Source organism: Polaribacter sp. MED152 (genome assembly GCF_000152945.2).
Classification (GTDB): Bacteria; Bacteroidota; Bacteroidia; order Flavobacteriales; family Flavobacteriaceae; genus Polaribacter.
The window spans coordinates 2,002,395-2,020,930 of record NC_020830.1; the positions used below are offsets into that span (position 1 = coordinate 2,002,395).

The 18,536-nt window shown below is 31.3% G+C and carries 16 protein-coding genes and 2 tRNA genes; 9 read left to right on the forward strand and 9 right to left on the reverse strand.

Annotated features, from left to right (window positions below):
- Positions 1–285, reverse strand: a complete 285-nt coding sequence (locus tag MED152_RS08845) for a twin-arginine translocase TatA/TatE family subunit (protein WP_015481525.1) — start codon at positions 283–285, stop codon at positions 1–3.
- Positions 286–534: 249 nt separating this feature from the next.
- Between MED152_RS08845 and MED152_RS08850 the strand changes: the two genes are divergently transcribed.
- Both MED152_RS08850 and MED152_RS08855 read left to right on the forward strand, forming a co-directional pair.
- Positions 535–1,032, forward strand: coding sequence for a hypothetical protein (locus tag MED152_RS08850; protein WP_015481526.1), 498 nt, complete (start codon positions 535–537; stop codon positions 1,030–1,032).
- 89 nt (positions 1,033–1,121) lie between these two features.
- Complete coding sequence (locus tag MED152_RS08855) at positions 1,122–1,358, forward strand: hypothetical protein (protein ID WP_148284808.1); 237 nt, start codon at positions 1,122–1,124, stop codon at positions 1,356–1,358.
- A 3-nt stretch (positions 1,359–1,361) separates the two neighbouring features.
- Here the strand turns inward: MED152_RS08855 and MED152_RS08860 are convergent, their stop codons facing one another.
- Both MED152_RS08860 and mutS read right to left on the reverse strand, forming a co-directional pair.
- Positions 1,362–1,820 (reverse strand): RNA methyltransferase, encoded by a 459-nt coding sequence (locus tag MED152_RS08860; RefSeq protein WP_015481528.1) that lies wholly within the window; start codon positions 1,818–1,820, stop codon positions 1,362–1,364.
- Positions 1,810–4,428 (reverse strand): DNA mismatch repair protein MutS, encoded by a 2,619-nt coding sequence (mutS, locus tag MED152_RS08865; RefSeq protein WP_041383545.1) that lies wholly within the window; start codon positions 4,426–4,428, stop codon positions 1,810–1,812. The genes MED152_RS08860 and mutS overlap by 11 nt, the downstream gene beginning before the upstream one ends.
- Positions 4,429–4,548: 120 nt before the next feature.
- Between mutS and MED152_RS08870 the strand changes: the two genes are divergently transcribed.
- Entirely contained in the window at positions 4,549–5,082 is a 534-nt protein-coding gene (locus tag MED152_RS08870; RefSeq protein WP_015481530.1) for an RNA methyltransferase, read from the forward strand.
- Positions 5,083–5,201: 119 nt separating this feature from the next.
- Here MED152_RS08870 and mgtE read toward each other — a convergent pair whose 3' ends face one another.
- The 4 genes from mgtE to MED152_RS08890 are packed head-to-tail and all read right to left on the reverse strand — an operon-like array spanning position 5,202 to position 9,497.
- Positions 5,202–6,554 (reverse strand): magnesium transporter, encoded by a 1,353-nt coding sequence (gene mgtE, locus MED152_RS08875; RefSeq protein ID WP_015481531.1) that lies wholly within the window; start codon positions 6,552–6,554, stop codon positions 5,202–5,204.
- Positions 6,544–7,347 (reverse strand): 16S rRNA (adenine(1518)-N(6)/adenine(1519)-N(6))-dimethyltransferase RsmA, encoded by an 804-nt coding sequence (gene rsmA / locus MED152_RS08880; protein WP_015481532.1) that lies wholly within the window; start codon positions 7,345–7,347, stop codon positions 6,544–6,546. Before rsmA ends, mgtE begins: the two co-directional genes overlap by 11 nt.
- 4 nt (positions 7,348–7,351) lie before the next feature.
- Positions 7,352–7,681 carry a DUF4286 family protein gene (locus MED152_RS08885; protein WP_015481533.1) on the reverse strand — a complete coding sequence of 110 codons (330 nt, stop codon included), beginning with the start codon at positions 7,679–7,681 and terminating at the stop codon, positions 7,352–7,354.
- Positions 7,682–7,691: 10 nt separating this feature from the next.
- Positions 7,692–9,497 (reverse strand): tetratricopeptide repeat protein, encoded by a 1,806-nt coding sequence (locus MED152_RS08890; protein WP_015481534.1) that lies wholly within the window; start codon positions 9,495–9,497, stop codon positions 7,692–7,694.
- A gap of 123 nt (positions 9,498–9,620) precedes the next feature.
- On the opposite strand from MED152_RS08890, the gene MED152_RS13740 reads away from it, so the two are divergent.
- On the forward strand, positions 9,621–9,764 hold the full coding sequence (locus tag MED152_RS13740) for a hypothetical protein (RefSeq protein WP_015481535.1): 144 nt from the start codon (positions 9,621–9,623) through the stop codon (positions 9,762–9,764).
- On the opposite strand, the gene serS is transcribed toward MED152_RS13740, so the two are convergent.
- Entirely contained in the window at positions 9,757–11,031 is a 1,275-nt protein-coding gene (gene serS, locus MED152_RS08895; protein WP_015481536.1) for a serine--tRNA ligase, read from the reverse strand. The two genes, MED152_RS13740 and serS, sit on opposite strands and share 8 nt — an antisense overlap.
- Positions 11,032–11,091: 60 nt before the next feature.
- A complete protein-coding gene (locus tag MED152_RS08900) occupies positions 11,092–12,024 on the reverse strand; it encodes a bifunctional riboflavin kinase/FAD synthetase (protein ID WP_015481537.1) in 933 nt (310 codons plus the stop codon).
- A gap of 191 nt (positions 12,025–12,215) precedes the next feature.
- Between MED152_RS08900 and MED152_RS08905 the strand changes: the two genes are divergently transcribed.
- From MED152_RS08905 to MED152_RS08925, 5 genes are all read left to right on the forward strand, one after another.
- Positions 12,216–15,029, forward strand: coding sequence for a TonB-dependent receptor (locus MED152_RS08905; RefSeq protein WP_041383547.1), 2,814 nt, complete (start codon positions 12,216–12,218; stop codon positions 15,027–15,029).
- A gap of 18 nt (positions 15,030–15,047) precedes the next feature.
- Entirely contained in the window at positions 15,048–16,583 is a 1,536-nt protein-coding gene (locus MED152_RS08910; RefSeq protein ID WP_015481539.1) for an SGNH/GDSL hydrolase family protein, read from the forward strand.
- 159 nt (positions 16,584–16,742) lie between these two features.
- Positions 16,743–16,814: transfer RNA gene (locus MED152_RS08915), tRNA-Gly, on the forward strand.
- Positions 16,815–16,836: 22 nt separating this feature from the next.
- A tRNA-Leu gene (locus MED152_RS08920) sits at positions 16,837–16,922 on the forward strand.
- Positions 16,923–17,089: 167 nt separating this feature from the next.
- On the forward strand, positions 17,090–18,535 hold the full coding sequence (locus MED152_RS08925) for a BLUF domain-containing protein (RefSeq protein WP_015481540.1): 1,446 nt from the start codon (positions 17,090–17,092) through the stop codon (positions 18,533–18,535).
- Position 18,536 lies beyond the last annotated feature (1 nt).

Sequence of the window (18,536 nt, forward strand, 5' to 3'; positions counted from 1 at the left end):
TTATCGATTTCTTTTAATTGGGCCAGTAAAATCGTCTAACTTATCTTTAACCCCATTTACCTCTTTAGTGATGTCTTTGGTAACATCAATATCTAAATCGTTTAATTTAGCACTTTCGTTAATTTCTTTTTTGATGTCATTAGTAGCGTCTTTTACTTGACGAATTCCTTTACCTAAACCTCTGGCTATTTCAGGAATTTTATCTGCACCAAAGACCATAACTACAATTAACATAATTACAAAAACCTCTGGAGTACCAATAAACAGAAAATGTGTGCTTAACATGCTGCAAAGATAAAGTTAATTCTAATAAATAATTTGCTCAATTGGTCAAAATTTTAGTTTTTAACGCTTATTTAATATTCTGATAGTTAAATAATTGTAAATTCTTTAATTTTTAAAACACTGTAAGTCAATGAATTAAAATTAAAATAAAAGTAAATCTTTCCAAAATGGAATATTTTTTTAAAGTTCGTTCGGTTTTAATGAAAATTATTATTTAACTTTGTTGCTTTAACCCTTAAACCCCTTAAGATGAAACCCCTAAGAAAAGTTGCAGCGCTAGCTGTAGTACTTGTTGGTATATTTGCTTTTAGTAAAGCAGAAATGTCTTCAACAAAACCAAGCCTTAATTTAGATACCATTAACGTTATTGAAACCTTATCCAAACAACAGTTTGAGTGTAGGCCTACGTCTGATTTTATGTTTTACGTAGAAACAGATCTTGTTAAAAAGATTCGTGGTGCAAACAACGTAAATGCCAAGGTTTATATTTTAGATAAGGTATCTGGTAGAAAAGCTTTATTGGCAGATGAAAACATTCAAATTAAAAAGTTTGAAGGTGCTATTGAGTTAAAAGATCATAGTGCAACTAATAATTTTAAAAGTTCATTAATTAAAAATGGCGATTTAATTATTGGTAATGCAAATGCAGCTCCTTATAGTTTTGATGAGTTAATTCAATACGAATCTATTTATAATAGTTACTTAAACTCAACCAACAAATTACTTAGATTAAAGAGGTCTATCTAACAATATATATTACCCCTAAAACCCCTTAGAATCTAAAACCTAAGAGCAATTTTTTTGCTTTTAGGTTTTATTTTTTTATGTTTATACCAATGATAGATTTAAGTGTAAAAGAAATATATACAATAGTGGGTTTACTAATGTTAATATTAGCAGTATTTACCTATTCCCATAACAAAAAACTTACGTTAGTCTTTGGTATTTCAGGCGCTTATTTGGTGCTAAATTACTTTCTACCTAAAAACTTATTTTTTGATATTGTTTCTTTTGTGGTGCTAATTACTCCTTTTGTTTATGCTAGAGTTTATAAGAAGAGCCTTCTAGATTAAATGCTATTGGAAATTTAATTTAGCTTGCCTATCATACATAACAATACTACCAGCTACAGCCACATTTAAACTTAATTCAGATTTAAATTTTACAAGATGATGCGCTTTTTCTATAGCCAATTTAGGTATACCATGATCTTCTGCTCCTAGTAAATAAACACAACGTTTGGGGTGTGTAAACGTTTCTAATTGAACCGATTTTTCATCTAGCTCTACACCAACTAACATTGCACCTTTGGGTAAATTATCAAAGAAATCATCAAAATTTTTGTAATGAAAGTAAGGCATTGCACCAGTTGCTTTATGTGTATCACAAGCTTGTTTTGCATATCTATTACCAATGGTAAAAATAAAACTTGCACCCATATTTTGTGCAGACCTCCAAAGAACGCCTAAATTTTCAGGTGTTTTTCCATTCTGAATACCTATGCCAAAAAAGCCTTGTTCTAGATTATTTACCATTTTCTTTAATCAACATTCGCTTTATTTCGTTCAGTTTCATTAAAGCCTCAATTGGTGTAAGTGTATCAATATTTGTTGCCAATATTTCTTCACGAATATTTTCTAATAAAGGATCATCTAACTGAAAAAAGCTAAGCTGCATTTCTTCGTGTTGTGTTTGTTTTAAAACATCCTTTACGTCATCATTTTTATTATTTTTTTCCAGTTGAGCTAGTATTTTATTCGCTCTATGAATTACCATATTTGGCATTCCAGCTAATTTAGCAACGTGAATACCAAAACTATGATTTGAGCCTCCAGATACTAATTTACGTAAGAAAATTATGTTGTCTTCTAGTTCTTTTACAGACACATTAAAGTTCTTAATGCGCTCAAAAGTGGTGGTCATTTCATTCAATTCGTGATAATGGGTTGCAAATAATGTTTTTGCTTTGGTAGGATGTTCGTGCAAGAACTCAGAAATGGCCCAAGCAATAGAAATACCATCATAAGTAGAGGTTCCTCTACCAATCTCATCTAACAAAATTAAACTACGCTCAGAAACGTTATTTAAGATTGATGCAGTTTCGTTCATTTCTACCATAAATGTAGATTCGCCCATAGAAATATTATCACTAGCACCAACTCTAGTAAAAATCTTGTCTACAATCCCAATTTTTGCATTTTGCGCAGGCACATAACAACCCATTTGTGCTAATAAAACAATCAAAGCAGTTTGACGCAAAATGGCTGATTTACCAGACATGTTTGGTCCAGTAATCATTATAATTTGTTGCTGATTTCTGTTTAAAACAACATCATTAGCAATATAGGTTTGATCAATAGGAAGTTGTTTTTCAATTACAGGATGCCTACCGTTTTTAATCTCTAAATCTGTACTTTCATCCATAATAGGACGAACGTAATTATTATCTACAGCCAATACAGAAAAAGACAACAAACAATCTATTTTTGCAATAATCTGTGCATTTTCTTGCACAACATCAACAAATTGAATGATGTATTGCAACAGTTTCGAGAAAATTTCTTGCTCTAATTTGGCAATTTTTTCCTCTGCTCCTAAAATTTTGGTTTCGTATTCTTTAAGCTCTTCAGTAATGTATCTTTCAGCAGAAACTAAGGTCTGTTTTCTAATCCATTGTTCAGGAACTTTATCTTTATGTGTGTTTCTAACTTCAATATAATAGCCAAACACATTGTTGAACGCAATTTTTAAGCTTGTAATTCCTGTAGCTTCAGTTTCACGCGTTAACATATCATCTAAAAACTGTTTTCCTGATGATGAAATTGCGCGTAAATCATCTAATTCTTGATGTACATTGTTGGCAATTGCATTTCCTTTATTGATGTTTACAGGAGCTTCATCAAACAAGGTTTCAGAAATTTTAGAGATTAGATCTTCACAAGTGTGGAGTTGTTTTCCTAAATTTTGAACTGCTTTATTTTTACTCTTTTCAGCTTCATTTTTTATAGGTAAAATTGCTTTTAGCGAATCTTTCAACAATACGATTTCTCTTGGAGAAGCTTTACCTGTAGCCACTTTAGAAATGAGCCTTTCTAAATCAGAAATTTGTTTTAATTGATAGGTTACAGTTTGCGAAAACTCATCAGAATCTATAAAAAACTTTACCAATTCATGACGATTTTTAATTTCATCAATATTTTTTAAAGGCAAAGCCAACCAGCGTTTTAACAATCTTCCACCCATAGGTGAAATAGTTTTATCAATTACATCTAAAAGCGTAACTGCGTTTACAGAATTTGGGTTGTACAATTCTAAATTACGCACTGTAAAACGATCCATCCAAACATAATTATCTTCAGCAATTCTGCTAATATTTTGAATGTGTTTTAATTGATTGTGTTGCGTTTCTGATAAATAATACAATACTGCACCTGCAGCAATAATTCCGTTTTTTAAATCTTGAATTCCAAACCCTTTCAGCGTTTTTACCTTAAAATGATTTTGTAACGTTTCATGAGCATATTCTTTTTGATACACCCAATCATCCAAGTAAAAAGTGTAATATCTATTCTCAAAAAGTTCTAAAAATTGTTGCTTATTTTGTTTCTGAACTAAAACTTCACTTGGGCTGAAATTCTGTAACAATTTATCAATATACTCTGCAGTTCCTTGTGCAACCAAATATTCACCTGTAGAAACATCAAGAAATGAAATTCCGAGTTGTTTTTTATCAAAATGAACAGAAGCTAAAAAATTGTTGCTTTTGCTTTGTAAAACCTCGTCATTTAACGAAACTCCAGGAGTAACCAATTCTGTAACTCCACGTTTTACAATGGTTTTGGTCATTTTTGGGTCTTCTAATTGATCGCAAATGGCAACACGCATTCCTGCTTTTACCAATTTTGGTAAATACGTATTTAAAGAATGATGAGGAAAACCAGCTAAAGCTGTTTCAGAGTCTGAACCTGCACCTCTTTTGGTAAGTGTAATGCCTAAAACTTGTGCTGCTTTTTTAGCATCATCACCAAAAGTTTCATAGAAATCTCCAACACGAAAAAGCAACATAGCATCAGGAAATTTAATCTTGATGGCATTGTATTGTTTCATTAAAGGCGTAACCTTTTTCGCTTTTGATTTTGCCAAGTTTTTGGAAATTTTCAGTTAGTTTTGCGAAGATAAAAAAAAGACTTTAGCCATTGGCTTTTACCTATTAGTTTTCATAGTAAACGAACTAAAAGCCAAAAGATAATAGTACAAGCAAACATGAGGAAATTAAAAAATAACGAGTTAGGTAGAATTTCTGTTGATGAATTTAAAGCCGTAGAAAAGACCCCTATAATTGTAATTTTAGATAATGTAAGAAGCCTAAATAACATTGGCTCTGTTTTTAGAACTAGTGATGCTTTTTTAATTGATAAAATTTACTTGTGTGGTATTTCTGCTACTCCACCTAATAAAGACATTCATAAAACTGCTTTAGGAGCTACAGAATCTGTAGATTGGGAGTATGTAGAAGATACTTTAACCTTGGTGAAAAAGTTGAAAAAAGAAGGTATAAAAGTACTATCTATTGAACAGGCTGAAAATTCTACAATGCTTGATACTTTTACTCCTAAACTAGCTGAAAAATATGCAATTGTTATGGGAAATGAAGTTAAAGGTGTGCAACAAGAAGTCATAAACGCTAGTGATTTTTGTATAGAAATTCCACAACTAGGCACCAAGCACTCTTTAAATATTTCTGTAACTACTGGAGTTGTAATTTGGGATTTGTTCACTAAAATTAGAGGCTTATAAAGTATAAGTTAGCTTATAAATTCTTATAGTTTATAAATAGGTTTAGCCCAGATTGAATGGCCTGTTTGAGCTCTTTTTATTTTTATAAAAAAGCGAGTAATGAAAGCTGGAAATTGCTTCTAAAAACCTAAAACTAGTTGGGCTATTGTAAAATAGATTAAAATACCCAAAATATCATTACTAGTAGTAATAAATGGGCCAGTTGCTAAGGCAGGGTCTACACCTCTTTTTGCTAAAATAATAGGTATAAATGTACCAATAATTGAGGCAATAATAATTACAGATATTAATGAAGCTGCGACTGTAATACCTAAGTTTAAAGGAAAACCAAGAAATAGCATTCCTGCAGACATTAAAAGTGCTGCCAAAACAAAACCATTTAGTAAACCTTGTAGAATTTCTTTTAACAAACGTTTAAAAAGCGAACCTTTAAGGCTATCATTTGCCAAACCTTGCACAATAATTGCAGAAGATTGTACACCAACATTACCAGCCATTGCTGCAATTAAAGGTGTAAAAAAGAAAAGCTCTGGATATTCATTCATGGCACTATCAAAACTACCTAAAACAGATACTGAAATAAAGCCGCCAAAAAGTGCTAAAATTAGCCATGGTAAACGTGCTTTAGTAATTTCCCAAATGCTATCATTTACTTCTACATCTTGAGAAAAACCTGCAGCCATTTGGTAATCTTTGTCTGCTTCATCTCTAATTACATCTACAATATCATCAATAGTAATTCTACCCAATAAAACATTGTTATCATCTACAACTGGTATGGCTTCTAAATCATATTTGGCCATAATTTTTGCAATTTCCTCATCATCTTCAGATACATTTACAGCATCTACTTTATGCTTAGAAATTTCAGCAATTTTTTGATCTGATTTTGCAATAATTAAGTCTTTTAAAGAAAGTCTACCAACTAATTTTTCTTCTTTATCTACTACATAGATAGAGTGAACTCTGGTTACTTCTTTGGCTTGCCCACGAATTCTGCGCATACAGCCTGCAACTGTCCAAGTTTCATATACTTTAACTAATTCTTTAGCCATTAAAGCACCTGCAGTATTTTCTTCGTAAGATAAAAGTTCTTTAATATCTGCTGCAAGTACATCATCTTCTAAGGCATTAATTACCCTGTTTTGACGCTCAATAGATAACTCTCCAATAATATCTGCAGCATCATCTGAATCCATCTCACCTACTTCATCTGCAATTTCTTGTGCAGATAAGTTTTGAAGAATTTTTTCACGAATATCTTCATCTAATTCAGTAAGAATTTCCGAGGTTTTTTCGCTATCTAAAAGTTTTATGATGTAAATAGCCTCATCAAAATTTACCTCATCTAAAACTTCTGCAATATCTGCAAAGTGAACATCAGCAAATAGGGCAGTAATTTCTTTAGATTTATCTAATGCAATTAAACCTGATAGGTTATCTAAGAATTCTTCTGAAATATCAAATGGCATTATTTGCTATTTTTTGCGTGAGTGAAATAAATTCTTGAACAGACAATTGTTCTGGTCTTCTCGCAAATATAGGGTCTTCTTTTAAAGAATCCGAAAGTTTAAAGGATTTTAAGCTAGACCTTAGCATTTTTCTTCTTTGATTAAAAGCGGTTTTTACGACTCTAAAAAATAGTTTTTCATCTACAGGTAAAGAATAGTCTTTTTTTCTGATTAAACGAATTACACCAGAATCTACCTTTGGTGGTGGATTAAAAACTGTTGGAGGCACTGTAAATAAATATTCTACATCAAAAAAAGCTTGTGTTAGTACAGATAGAATTCCGTAAACTTTAGAACCCTCTTTTTCTGCAATTCTTTTGGCTACTTCTTTTTGAAACATACCTGCAAATTCTGGTACAAATTCTCTATTTTCTATAGCCTTAAAAACAATTTGGGTAGATATATTATAAGGAAAGTTACCAATAATAGCTACCTGCTCTTTATTAAAAAGTGTTTGTAAATCTTTCTTTAAAAAATCGCCTTCTATAATTTGAAAATTATCTGAAGTAGTATTTAAATTTAAATGCTCTATTGGAAAAACCTCTTTTAAATAACTTACAGATTCTCTATCTAACTCTAAAACAGTAGTTTTAGGTTTTTTCTGTAACAAGTATTTGGTTAAAACACCCATTCCTGGCCCAATTTCTAAAACATGGTTATATCCTTCTTCAGTTAGAGCATCTGCAATATCTTTTGCAATACTTTCATCTGTTAAAAAATGTTGACCAAGGTGTTTTTTTGCTTTTACAGACATAGTTTTAGTTGCTCATTGCTGTTGGATAAAACTCTTTAATTAGTCTTAATTCGGTTCTGAAAGCTAAAATTTTATCGCCAAATTTTTGCAAAGTTTCTATACGTAAAGCCTCTGCATCATCATTATAATAATCTTCTAAATCATCTTTAGTTTCTGCAGTGTATTGCACAGAGTAAGACTTACCTCCCATTTCTTCTTCAACCATAATTTGGGTGAATTTTGCAGATATAAATTTGCCTGTGTTTAAAACATCTAAAATGTGAGTTTCCATCCAAGTTAACCATTCTTCATGAACAGCATCATCTACATTTATAGTTACGTTGTATATGTACATTTTATATTTTTTAAAGGTTATCTCCTCTTAATTTTCTAAACTTTTTTCTAGCCTCTACTAAATAAATGCTAGAAGGATGGTCAAAGATAATTTTTTGATAGAACTCTTTGGCTTTTTCTGCATCATTTAACTGATAATTGTACGTTTCTGCCATTAAAAAGTAAATATCATCTACCAAAAAACTTTGATTATCTGCTGCAATTATTTTTTCTAAACTGGCAATAGCCTCTAAAAACCTATCTTCTTTAATTAACAATTTGGCTTGTAAAAAAAGAGCATCATCATAAATTACTTCTCCAGGAACTAAACCATTTACAAATAAATCTTTAGATGAAAATAAATTAGCAATTACCTCTAAACCTTCTTGGTTTTTATTTTGATAAGATAACAATTCTGCTTTTGCCAATTGTTTTAATCCAGAAGGTATAGAATCTACAGGTTCATTGTCTGTGATTTTTAGAAACAAATCTATAGCATCGTTAGCAATAAGTTTGGTTGTAGCGCCTTTTAAAACTTTTAATTGTGCCTTAGCCCAAGTAAAATCGCCCTTAAAATAACTAGTCTGTGCTACTTTAAAACGTGCTTCTTGTGCTAATTCAGAGCCTTTTAACTGCGTTTGAATCTGTGAAAAATAAATGAGAGCTTTATTAAACTGCCCTCTAAAAACCAACACATCTCCTAATTTTAGTTTGATGTTGCCTTTTTCGAATTTAGAATAAGCATAAGACAAAGCTTCTTCTAAAACTTTAGTGGCTTGTAGAGGTTCGTTTTTAACAAAGGTTAAGTAGTCTGCATATTCTACTTGCAATGCTATTGTTAGTTGATTTTTACCAAGCTCATTAAATAAATTTTGAAATAAATTTTCTGTTTCTGGATTTTTGGTAGCAACTGCTATTTTGGCTAGGTATACATTTGAATCTACTCGCTCTTCTACTAAAAATGCTTTTTCATTAACAAAATTAAAACAATCTTGAGCCGCTTCATAAGCTCTGTTTTCAAATGCTATTTTACCTAAATTAAAAATTTGGTCTAAGTTGCCACTATTTCTTTGATACAAGGCTTTCTCTTGTATAAATGCTTTATTGTAATCTTTCTGTTGTGCAAAAAGCCAACTTAAGAGAATGTTCCATTCGTTTTTTGGATTACTAGTAGCTTTTCTTAATAGTGTTTTTCTAAAAATTTGATTGGTAGTATTTTCAGCATCATCTGTAATATATCTGCTAGCATATCTTTGCACCAAATCTAAATATGAACTGTTTTTATCTAAAAGGTTTATATACGATTCAAACATCTGTTGATAATCACCTTTTTCTCCATAAATCTGGGCAATTTGAAAGTTATAGTTAACATTCGGATTTTTCTGCATGGCTTTTTCATACGCCAATATTGCATTATCTAAAAGGTTGTAATCTTTAAAAAGCCTACCCATAATGCCTCCATAATTGGCAAATTCTTCTAAAGAGTTTATTGCTTTTTTATAGTTCGCATTTGCCAATTCTTTTAATTGTTGTCTATCAAAATTATAGCCTAATAAAACGTACAAATAACTATGAGTTGCATTTTCTTTAATTCTATTTTTTAATAAATTTTCTGCAACATCAAATTTATCTGTTTCTTGGTAGCAAGAAATTAGGCGTGTTAAATAGGTAGTATTGAATGAACTTTTTTGATAAAGCTTCTCAAAAATTTGAGTTGCTTTTTCGTATTCTCCTTGCCTATAGTAGGTTTCTGCTAAATAAAAACTGTTTTGATCTTCACTCTGTGCAAAAGACAAACAACTAATTAATATAAAAAAGGTTAGGAAAATTTGTTTCATACTTTTCAAAGATAATCAACATAAATGTTAATTTTTTACTAAACAAACCTTATTTAGATGAATTGTCTGTAACATTTTGGCACGAATGTTGTCTATATGATAAATAACTAAACTAATAAGATTATGAAAGATCTAACTAACAAATACGAAAACGCAAAATCTAGCTCTATAGAGTTTATGAAAAACGGACAAATAAGTGCTTATTTAAACTCGCTTTTAGAGATGAATAAATACAAGAGATTAATGGTAGCAATTACTGCTAATTAATCATATCAAAACCAGTATAAGGAATCAAGACTTCCGGAACTTGAATTCCATTTTCTGTTTGATAATTCTCTAAAATTCCAGCTAATACACGTGGTAAAGCCAATGAGCTACCATTTAACGTGTGTGCTAATTCGCTTTTACCTTCTTTGTTCTTAAAACGAAGTTTTAATCTGTTTGCCTGAAAAGTTTCAAAATTAGAGGCAGAACTAATTTCTAACCATCTATCTTGAGCTGTAGAAAACAATTCAAAATCGAAAGTTAAAGCAGAAGTAAAACCTGTATCTCCACCACACAAACGTAAAATTCTGTAAGGTAATTTAAGCTCTCTTAGAATATTTTTAATGTGTTCAACCATTCCATCTAAAGCCTTGTAAGAATTTTCTGGGTGCTCTACTCTTACAATTTCTACTTTATCAAATTGATGCAATCTGTTTAAACCACGAACGTGAGCACCATAACTACCAGCTTCGCGTCTAAAACAAGGTGTATAACCAGTTAAAGCAATTGGAAAATCTGATTCTTGAACCAAATCTCCACGAAACATATTTGTAATTGGTACTTCTGCAGTTGGTATTAAATACAAATCATCTACAGTTGAATGATACATTTGACCATCTTTATCTGGCAATTGCCCAGTTGCAGTTGCAGAAGCTGTATTTACCAAATGTGGCACTTGAACTTCTTTATAACCAGCAGCTGTATTTTTATCTAAAAAATAATTGATTAGAGCACGTTGTAACCTTGCTCCTTTTCCTTTATAAACAGGAAAACCAGCACCAGAAATTTTAGTACCCAATTCAAAATCAATAATATCGTATTTTTTGGCCAACTCCCAATGAGGAAGTGCATGATCTCCTAAATTAGGGATAGTGCCTTCACTAAAAATGTTCTCATTGTCTTCTTCTGAAGAGCCTGCTTTTACAGAAGCATGAGGTACATTTGGTATTTGATACAAAAGTTGGTCTAATTCATCAGAAAATTGAGACAGTTTTTCAGACAATTCTTTAGAACTCTCTTTTAATTGCCCTGTTTTTTCTTTTAAAACATTAGCCTCTTGCGCTTTTCCTGTTTTGTACAAGTTACCAATTTCTTTAGATAGTTTATTAGATTCTGCTAAGGTATTATCAAGCTCAACTTGTGTAGCTCTTCTGTTTTCATCTGCAGTTAAAACTTGTTCAATAAGTGTTTCAGCATTAGCAAAATTACGTTTTGCTAAACCTTCTAAAACTTTGGTTTTATTTTCTCTAATAAACTGTACTTGTAACATTTTTTCGATGTTTTATAAGCCGCAAATATACACGAAGATTAAGACTTTGGCAATCTACTTTTAGAGATTGTTTTTAATGTAATCTCTTGCAATATGTTCGTCTTTTTTAAGTTGATGAATTAGTAAATCTAAAGATTCGAATTTTTGTTCGTCTCTTAAAAAGTATAGCAATTCTATGGTTAAATTTTGATGATATAAATCTTTATTAAAATCAAAGAAATGTACTTCTATGGTTTGATGATTTCCATTAACAGTTGGCCTGTTGCCAATATTCATCATTCCAAACACTTCTTCTTTATCAATTGTAGATTTTACAACATATACCCCAGTTTTCGGAATTAATTTGTAATCCTCCTTAATATCAATATTTGCAGTTGGATAGCCAATTTTACCTCCTAATTTTTTGCCATTTACAACATTACCATTTAGCATAAAATTATAACCCAAATAATGGTTGGCCGTTTTTAAGTTACCTTCATGTAAGGCACGTCTAATTTTTGTGGAGCTTACAGAAACATCATCAATATCTTGTGCAGGTATTTCTTCTACCTTAAAATCGTATAAATGGCTGTATTCTGTTAATTGAGTTATGTTACCTTCTCTATTTTTACCAAAATGATGATCATACCCAATAATTAGTTTTGATATGTTTAGTTGATTTACCAAAATATTTCTAACAAACTCTAAAGCTGTGGTTCTAGAAAAAGCTCTACTAAAGGGATGAATTATCAGGTAATCTAACCCTGTTTTTTCTAATAAATTTGCTCTTTCGTTGATGGTATTTATCAATTCTATAGACGCATCTTTCTGCAAAACCATCCTTGGATGAGGAAAAAACGTCAATAAAACTGATTTTTTTTGCTCTTTTTTTGCTTCAGAAACTAATTTTTCGATAATTTTTTGATGCCCAAAATGTACACCATCAAAAGTACCAATTGTTACAAAAGTTTTCTCTTCTGAAGAAAAGCTAGAAGTTTTTTGAAAAATTTTCAAGAAAATACTGTTTTACATTACAAATGTACAATATCTAGAAATTAAAAAAAGACTTTTGTATTATCATTTTACACTAATTATATACTAAATAAAACTACTGATAATTGTTAAAATGATAAATTTAATAATCAATTATTCTGAAATTCAAAAAAAATTGTATTTTGCGTAGAAGTTAACAAACAATTCAAATTATGATAAAAAAGACTTTACTCTTGGTATTTATAGCATTTGCTAGTTTATCAATGGGTGCACAAACTACTATTACTGGTGTAGTTAAAGATGCTAAAACAGGTGAAACACTTCCTGGTGCAAATATTAAAATTTCGAGAAAAGCGGTTGGTACAAACACCGATTTTGATGGAAAATTTGTTTTAACAACAACTGATGTGCCCCCTTTTACATTAGAAATATCAATGTTAGGGTTTCAAACAGAAGAGGTTCAGATTACAAAAAACAATCAAGAAGTTACTGTAATGCTTAAAGAAAATGAAACTGCTTTAGATGAAATTGTAGTTTCTGCTTCTAGAACACCTGAGCGTATTATGGAATCTCCTGTAACCGTAGAAAGAATGGATACTAGAGCAATTAAAAACACCTCTGCTCCTTCTTTTTATGATGGGTTAGAAAATTTGAAAGGTGTTGATATTAATACAAACAGTTTAACGTTTAAATCTGTAAATACTCGTGGTTTTGCAACATTTGCAAATACACGTTTTATGCAGTTGGTAGATGGTATGGACAATTCATCACCAGCCTTAAACTTTGCAATTGGTAACTTATTAGGTATGTCTGAGTTAGACGTAAAAACGGTAGAATTATTACCTGGTGCATCTTCTGCATTATATGGTGCAAACGCATTTAACGGTATTATGTTCATGACTAGTAAAAGTCCTTTTGACGATCAAGGAATTAGCGTTTCTGTTAAAGGAGGTTATACAAGTCAAGAAGCTGCAGGTACAAATGAGTTTTACGACATGAATATTAGAATGGCGTATGCGTTTTCAGATAAATTTGCTGCAAAAGCAACTTTAGCCTATTTAGATGGTACAGAATGGTTTGCTACAGATTATAGAAACAATAGAGAAGGTACTTCTGTTGATGGTGACTATATTGCTGGTACAAGAGAAACTGATCTTAACTACGATGGTTTAAATATTTATGGTGATGAAGTTACAACAAACATAAATGGTGTTGCACAAACTTTAGAAGGTTTAGGTATTATACCTAATGGTTCTTCTGCTTTAATACCAAGTGTTGATGTAAGTAGAACTGGTTATGAAGAAAGAGATTTAATGACTTACGAAGCTAAAAGTGTAAAGTTTGGTGGTTCTTTAAACTACAGACCTTTTGGTGATGATCGTTTAGAAATTATTTGGAACTCGAAATTTGGTGTTGGTAATACAATTTATCAAGGTACAAATAGATATAACATTCAAGACTTTTACTTAGCTCAGCACAAATTAGAGTTTAGAGGTAAAAACTTTTTTGTAAGAGGTTATGTAACTAATGAAGATGCAGGTAATTCTTACGATACTCGTTTTGCAGCAATTAACATTAACAGAGCTTGGAAAGACGATAACACTTGGTTTGGTGAATATGTTGGTGCTTATTTAACAGGTACTTTAGGAGGTTTAAACTCAGATCAATCTCATGCTTTGGCAAGACAAACTGCTGAAACAGGAAGATTTGAGCCAGGAACACCAGAATTTCAAGCTGCTTTTAATAGAGTAACTTCAGATCCAGATTTAGTAACTGGTTCAAAATTCCAAGATCAAACTAAATTATATCATGGAGATGTAAACTACAATTTTCAAGATGTTATAGATTGGGCAGAGTTTCAAGTAGGTGGTTCTTATAGAAGATATTCATTAAATTCTAATGGAAGCATTTTTACAGATTATGATGGGCCAATTGATTATGATGAATATGGTGTGTATACTCAAATGCAGAAAAAGTTTTTAGAAGACGATCGTTTAAAGTTTACAGCGTCTATTCGTTATGATAAAGCTCAAAACTTTGATGGTAATTTCTCACCAAGAGTTTCTTTAGCATATGCAGGTGGTGAAAATAAAAACCAAAACTTTAGAGCATCTTTCCAAACAGGTTTTAGAAACCCAACAACTCAAGATCAATATATTGGTTTAAATGCAGGTAGAGCATACTTAGTAGGTTCTGCACCAGACAATTTAGACAGATATCAAACACAACCATTATTGGTTAGTGGATTTGGACAAGGTATATTAGGTACAGCAACAACTACTGTTTCAGGTAGAGCAGCATATGAAAACTCTTTTGCAGCATCATCTGTAACTGCAGGTGCACCAGTAGCAGCAAATGTAGATTTAGTAGCTCCAGAAAAAGTAACTGCTTACGAAGTTGGTTATAGAGGTTTAGTAAATGCAGGTTCACAAAGAATTACTGTAGATTTAAGTGCTTACTATAACAGTTATGAAGATTTTATCTCTGGTAAAAACGTAATTACTCCTTTTTACGGAACTGTAGGTGATAATTCATTATCATTAGCAGCATTAGCTAATGGAGATTTTACGGTATTTCAAACTTATACAAACACAGCAGCAGATATTAGTTCTTATGGTGCTTCAATTGGTTTAAATACAAAAATACTTAACGGTTTCGATTTAGGATTAAATTATACATATGCAAAGTTTGACTTTGATAGAGATTCAGATCCAGATTTTGAACCAGGATTTAATACACCAGAACATAAAGTAAAAGTTCAATTCGGAAAAACTGATTTATTTGAAAACTTTGGTTTCAATATTAATTTAAGATGGCAAGATGAGTATTTATGGGAGTCTACTTTTATGGATGCTACAATCGAAGGAAGAACTGTTTTAGATGCTCAAATCAACTATTCTGTGCCAAGCATTAAGTCTATATTTAAATTAGGTGGAGCTAACTTAACAGGTCAAGAATACTTAAGTGCTCCAGGTGTTGGTGCAATAGGTTCTCAGTACTACCTTTCTTGGACAATAAATAACTAATAATAATTAAAATATTTTATGAAAAATTATAAATATATATCACTTTTTTTACTGTCATTAGGACTTATTTCTTGTGATGTAAATAATGAATTAGATGAAATTCAAGCTGAGCCTGTAGAACAGGTAGAGTTGAATACAAACGGATTAGATTTTTCTTCGTATGTTTCTGTAGGTGCTTCTTTTACAGCAGGTTTTACAGATAATGCCTTATTTATTGCAGCACAAGAAAATTCTTTTCCAAATATCCTAGCAGGTAAATTTGGAACTAATTTTGCACAACCATTAATGAATGATAATATTGGTGGACTTTTATTTGCAGGAAATGTAATTCAAGGACCAAGATTGTTTTTTGATGGTGCAGGTCCAGCTGGTTTGCCAGCTACACCTTCTACAGAGGTTACTTCTGCATTATCAGGTGGCTTTAATAACTATGGTGTTCCAGGCGCAAAAAGTTTTCATTTTGTAGCTTCAGGTTATGGTAATGTTCAAGGTGTGCCAGTTGGTTTGGCTAATCCATACTTTGCAAGAATGGCTTCTAGTGCTTCTGCAACAGTTTTAGGAGACGCTATGGCTCAATCACCAACCTTTTTCACATTATCTGAAATTGGTGGTAATGATGTTTTAGGATACGCTTTATCTGGTGGTATAGGAGTTGATCAAACAGGAAATTTCGACCCAACAACTTATGGTGGTTCAGATATTACAGATCCAAATGTATTTGCACAAGTATTTACAACAATGGTTTCTACATTAACTTCTGGTGGAGCAAAAGGTGTTGTGGCTAACGTACCTTACATTACAGACTTAGCTTATTTTACAACTGTACCTCATAATGCAATTCCTTTAGATGCAGGAACAGCTGCTGTAGTAAATGGTGCTTATGCTCCATATAATGCAGGTATACAGCAAGCTTTTGGAGCTTTAGTACAATTAGGTGTAATGACGCAAGAAATGGCTGCAGCTGAAATTGCTAAAAGAACTATTTCATTTTCAGCAGGTCAGAATGCGGTTGTAATTATCGATGAAGATTTAACAGATTTAGAAGCGCTTAATCCTGCTTTTGCTGGCTTAAAGCAATTCAGACAAGCTACTGCAGATGATTTATTAGTATTAACTAGTTCTTCTTTTATTGGTACTTTAGCTGACCCTAACAATCCATTATCAGTAAATGGAGTAGGTGTAGCTTTAGCTGATCAATGGGTTGTAACACCAGAAGAGCAATTAGCAATTAAAACTGCTACAGATGCATATAATGCTACAATAGAGGCAACAGCTTCAGCAAATCCTAATGTTGCATTAGTAGATTTTAAAGCTGTTTTAGAAGAGGCTTCTATGGGTATTATGTTTGATGATTATACATTAACTACAAGCTTAGTTACAGGAGGTTTAATTAGTTTAGATGGTGTTCATTTAACAGCTAGAGGTTATGCTTTAATGGCTAATAAAATTATGGCTGCTATGGATGCTGATTTTGGAACTAACTTTACTTCTGCTACTGGAGGTTTAGCGGTGGCAGGAGATTATCCTACCAATTATTCACCAGCACTTAGATAGTAGTTTAATACAAAAAAATAAAGGGTTGAAAACGTTGTTTTTCAACCCTTTATTTTTTAATTACAGATATTTTAAAAAAAGTATTTGCAGGGTTAATAAAACTTATTATATTTGCACCTCTCTAATAACAATTTAGAGATTGTTCATTAAAATAAGACTGCGAAAGTAGCTCAGGGGTAGAGCATCACCTTGCCAAGGTGAGGGTCGCGGGTTCAAATCCCGTCTTTCGCTCTAAACCATATAAAATTTCCATGCTGAAGTGGTGGAATTGGTAGACACGCTGGACTTAAAATCCAGTGAGCAGTAATGCTCGTATGGGTTCAAGTCCCATCTTCAGTACAAGAACCGTAACATTTATGTTACGGTTTTTTTGTTTTAATACTTCCCTGTTTCCATATTTTAGTAATAACTGTTATTTCTGGGAATAAAGTTATTTTTCATCGCTTTTTTGTTACTCGTCTTATCAATATAAAAATATATTTGTTACTTAATTTTTATTTGATTTGATGAAAATTTTTGATGCCATAGATTCTTTAAGAAGAGTTTCTAAAGGAATAAATGGAGATTTTATTGAAAACATAAGTGGAGGGTTTCTGACATTTAAAAATAAATATGGAAAGGGAAATGCAAAAGCCTTTAAACTATTTACTGGTTTAGAGGTTTTATCCTTTAATATTTTAGCTTCCGAGACTATTGTTTTAGAGAAATTATATAAGAATAGTAATTGTTTACATTTTATTTTTTGTACAGAAGGTTTTCTAACTCATTATCTTGATAAAGACGTTGAAAAACAGAATATTCATCGGCTTCAAAATGTAATCATTGGTAACAATAAGAATAATGCTAGTACTATTGTTATACCTGCGAATACAAAGGTTAAGTTTACTATTATTACAGTTATAGAGGTCTCTCATTTATCTAACGATTTAAAAAACGGGAATCAACTTTCTAATTTGCTATCTAACATCATGTCTAATGTTAGTAACACAGAGAATTATACGTATTTTGGAGAGATTTCTAGTAAAACAGCCACTTTTGTAGATACAATAATCAATACTAATTTATCTGGTTTATCTAACAGGCTTATCAATGAAGCCTCAGTTTATAGAGCATTAGCCTCTCAATATTCTAGTCGTGGGAATAATATAAAGAAGGTAGAAAATAAAAACCCATTATCTAAGAAAGATACTTTGCAGATTATTGAGTTAAGTGATTATATCTCACAAAACTTACATGAAACAATTCCGTTAAAAAAGTTAACCTTAATTAGTGGCCTAAATCAAAAGAAAATTCAAAAAGGATTTCAGTATTTCTTTGGTGAAACAGTGAACAAATTCATCACTAATCTTAGAGTTTTAAAAGCTAAAGAATACTTAGAAGAAACCGATTTTTCTATCTCAGAAATTGTATACAAAGTTGGTTTAAATAGTAGAAGCTATTTTTCTAAGATATTCAAAGAAAAGTATGGTTTAATTCCTAAAGAATATAAAAAGTACCATCACCTTTCAAATCCTACATTTCAACTTTCTTACTATTCAGAAGCAGTAGAAGGCATTACTAAAAAAGATTTAATAGCTGTTTTAGAGGCTTCTAAAAGAAACAATAAGCTACAGAGTATTTCTGGTTGTTTAATTTATTATAAAGCTTCTTTTTATCAAATTTTAGAAGGACCAAAAACTGAAATTTTAAACCTTATTGAAATTATTAAAACAGATAAAAGGAACAAAAATGTGAACGTTATTTTTGAAGGGGTAAAGTCTGGTAGAACTTTTGGTGAATGGAATATGGCTTTAATACAGGATGATTTTAACACTATAGAGAGTAACGACGATTTTGATGTCATACCTATAGAATTTTTACCAATGACGGATATCAAAAATCCGTTAGCTAATAAATATTTATGGGAAAAGGCTAGAAATTACTTAATTATTAATCAAGAAGTAGATAAATAAA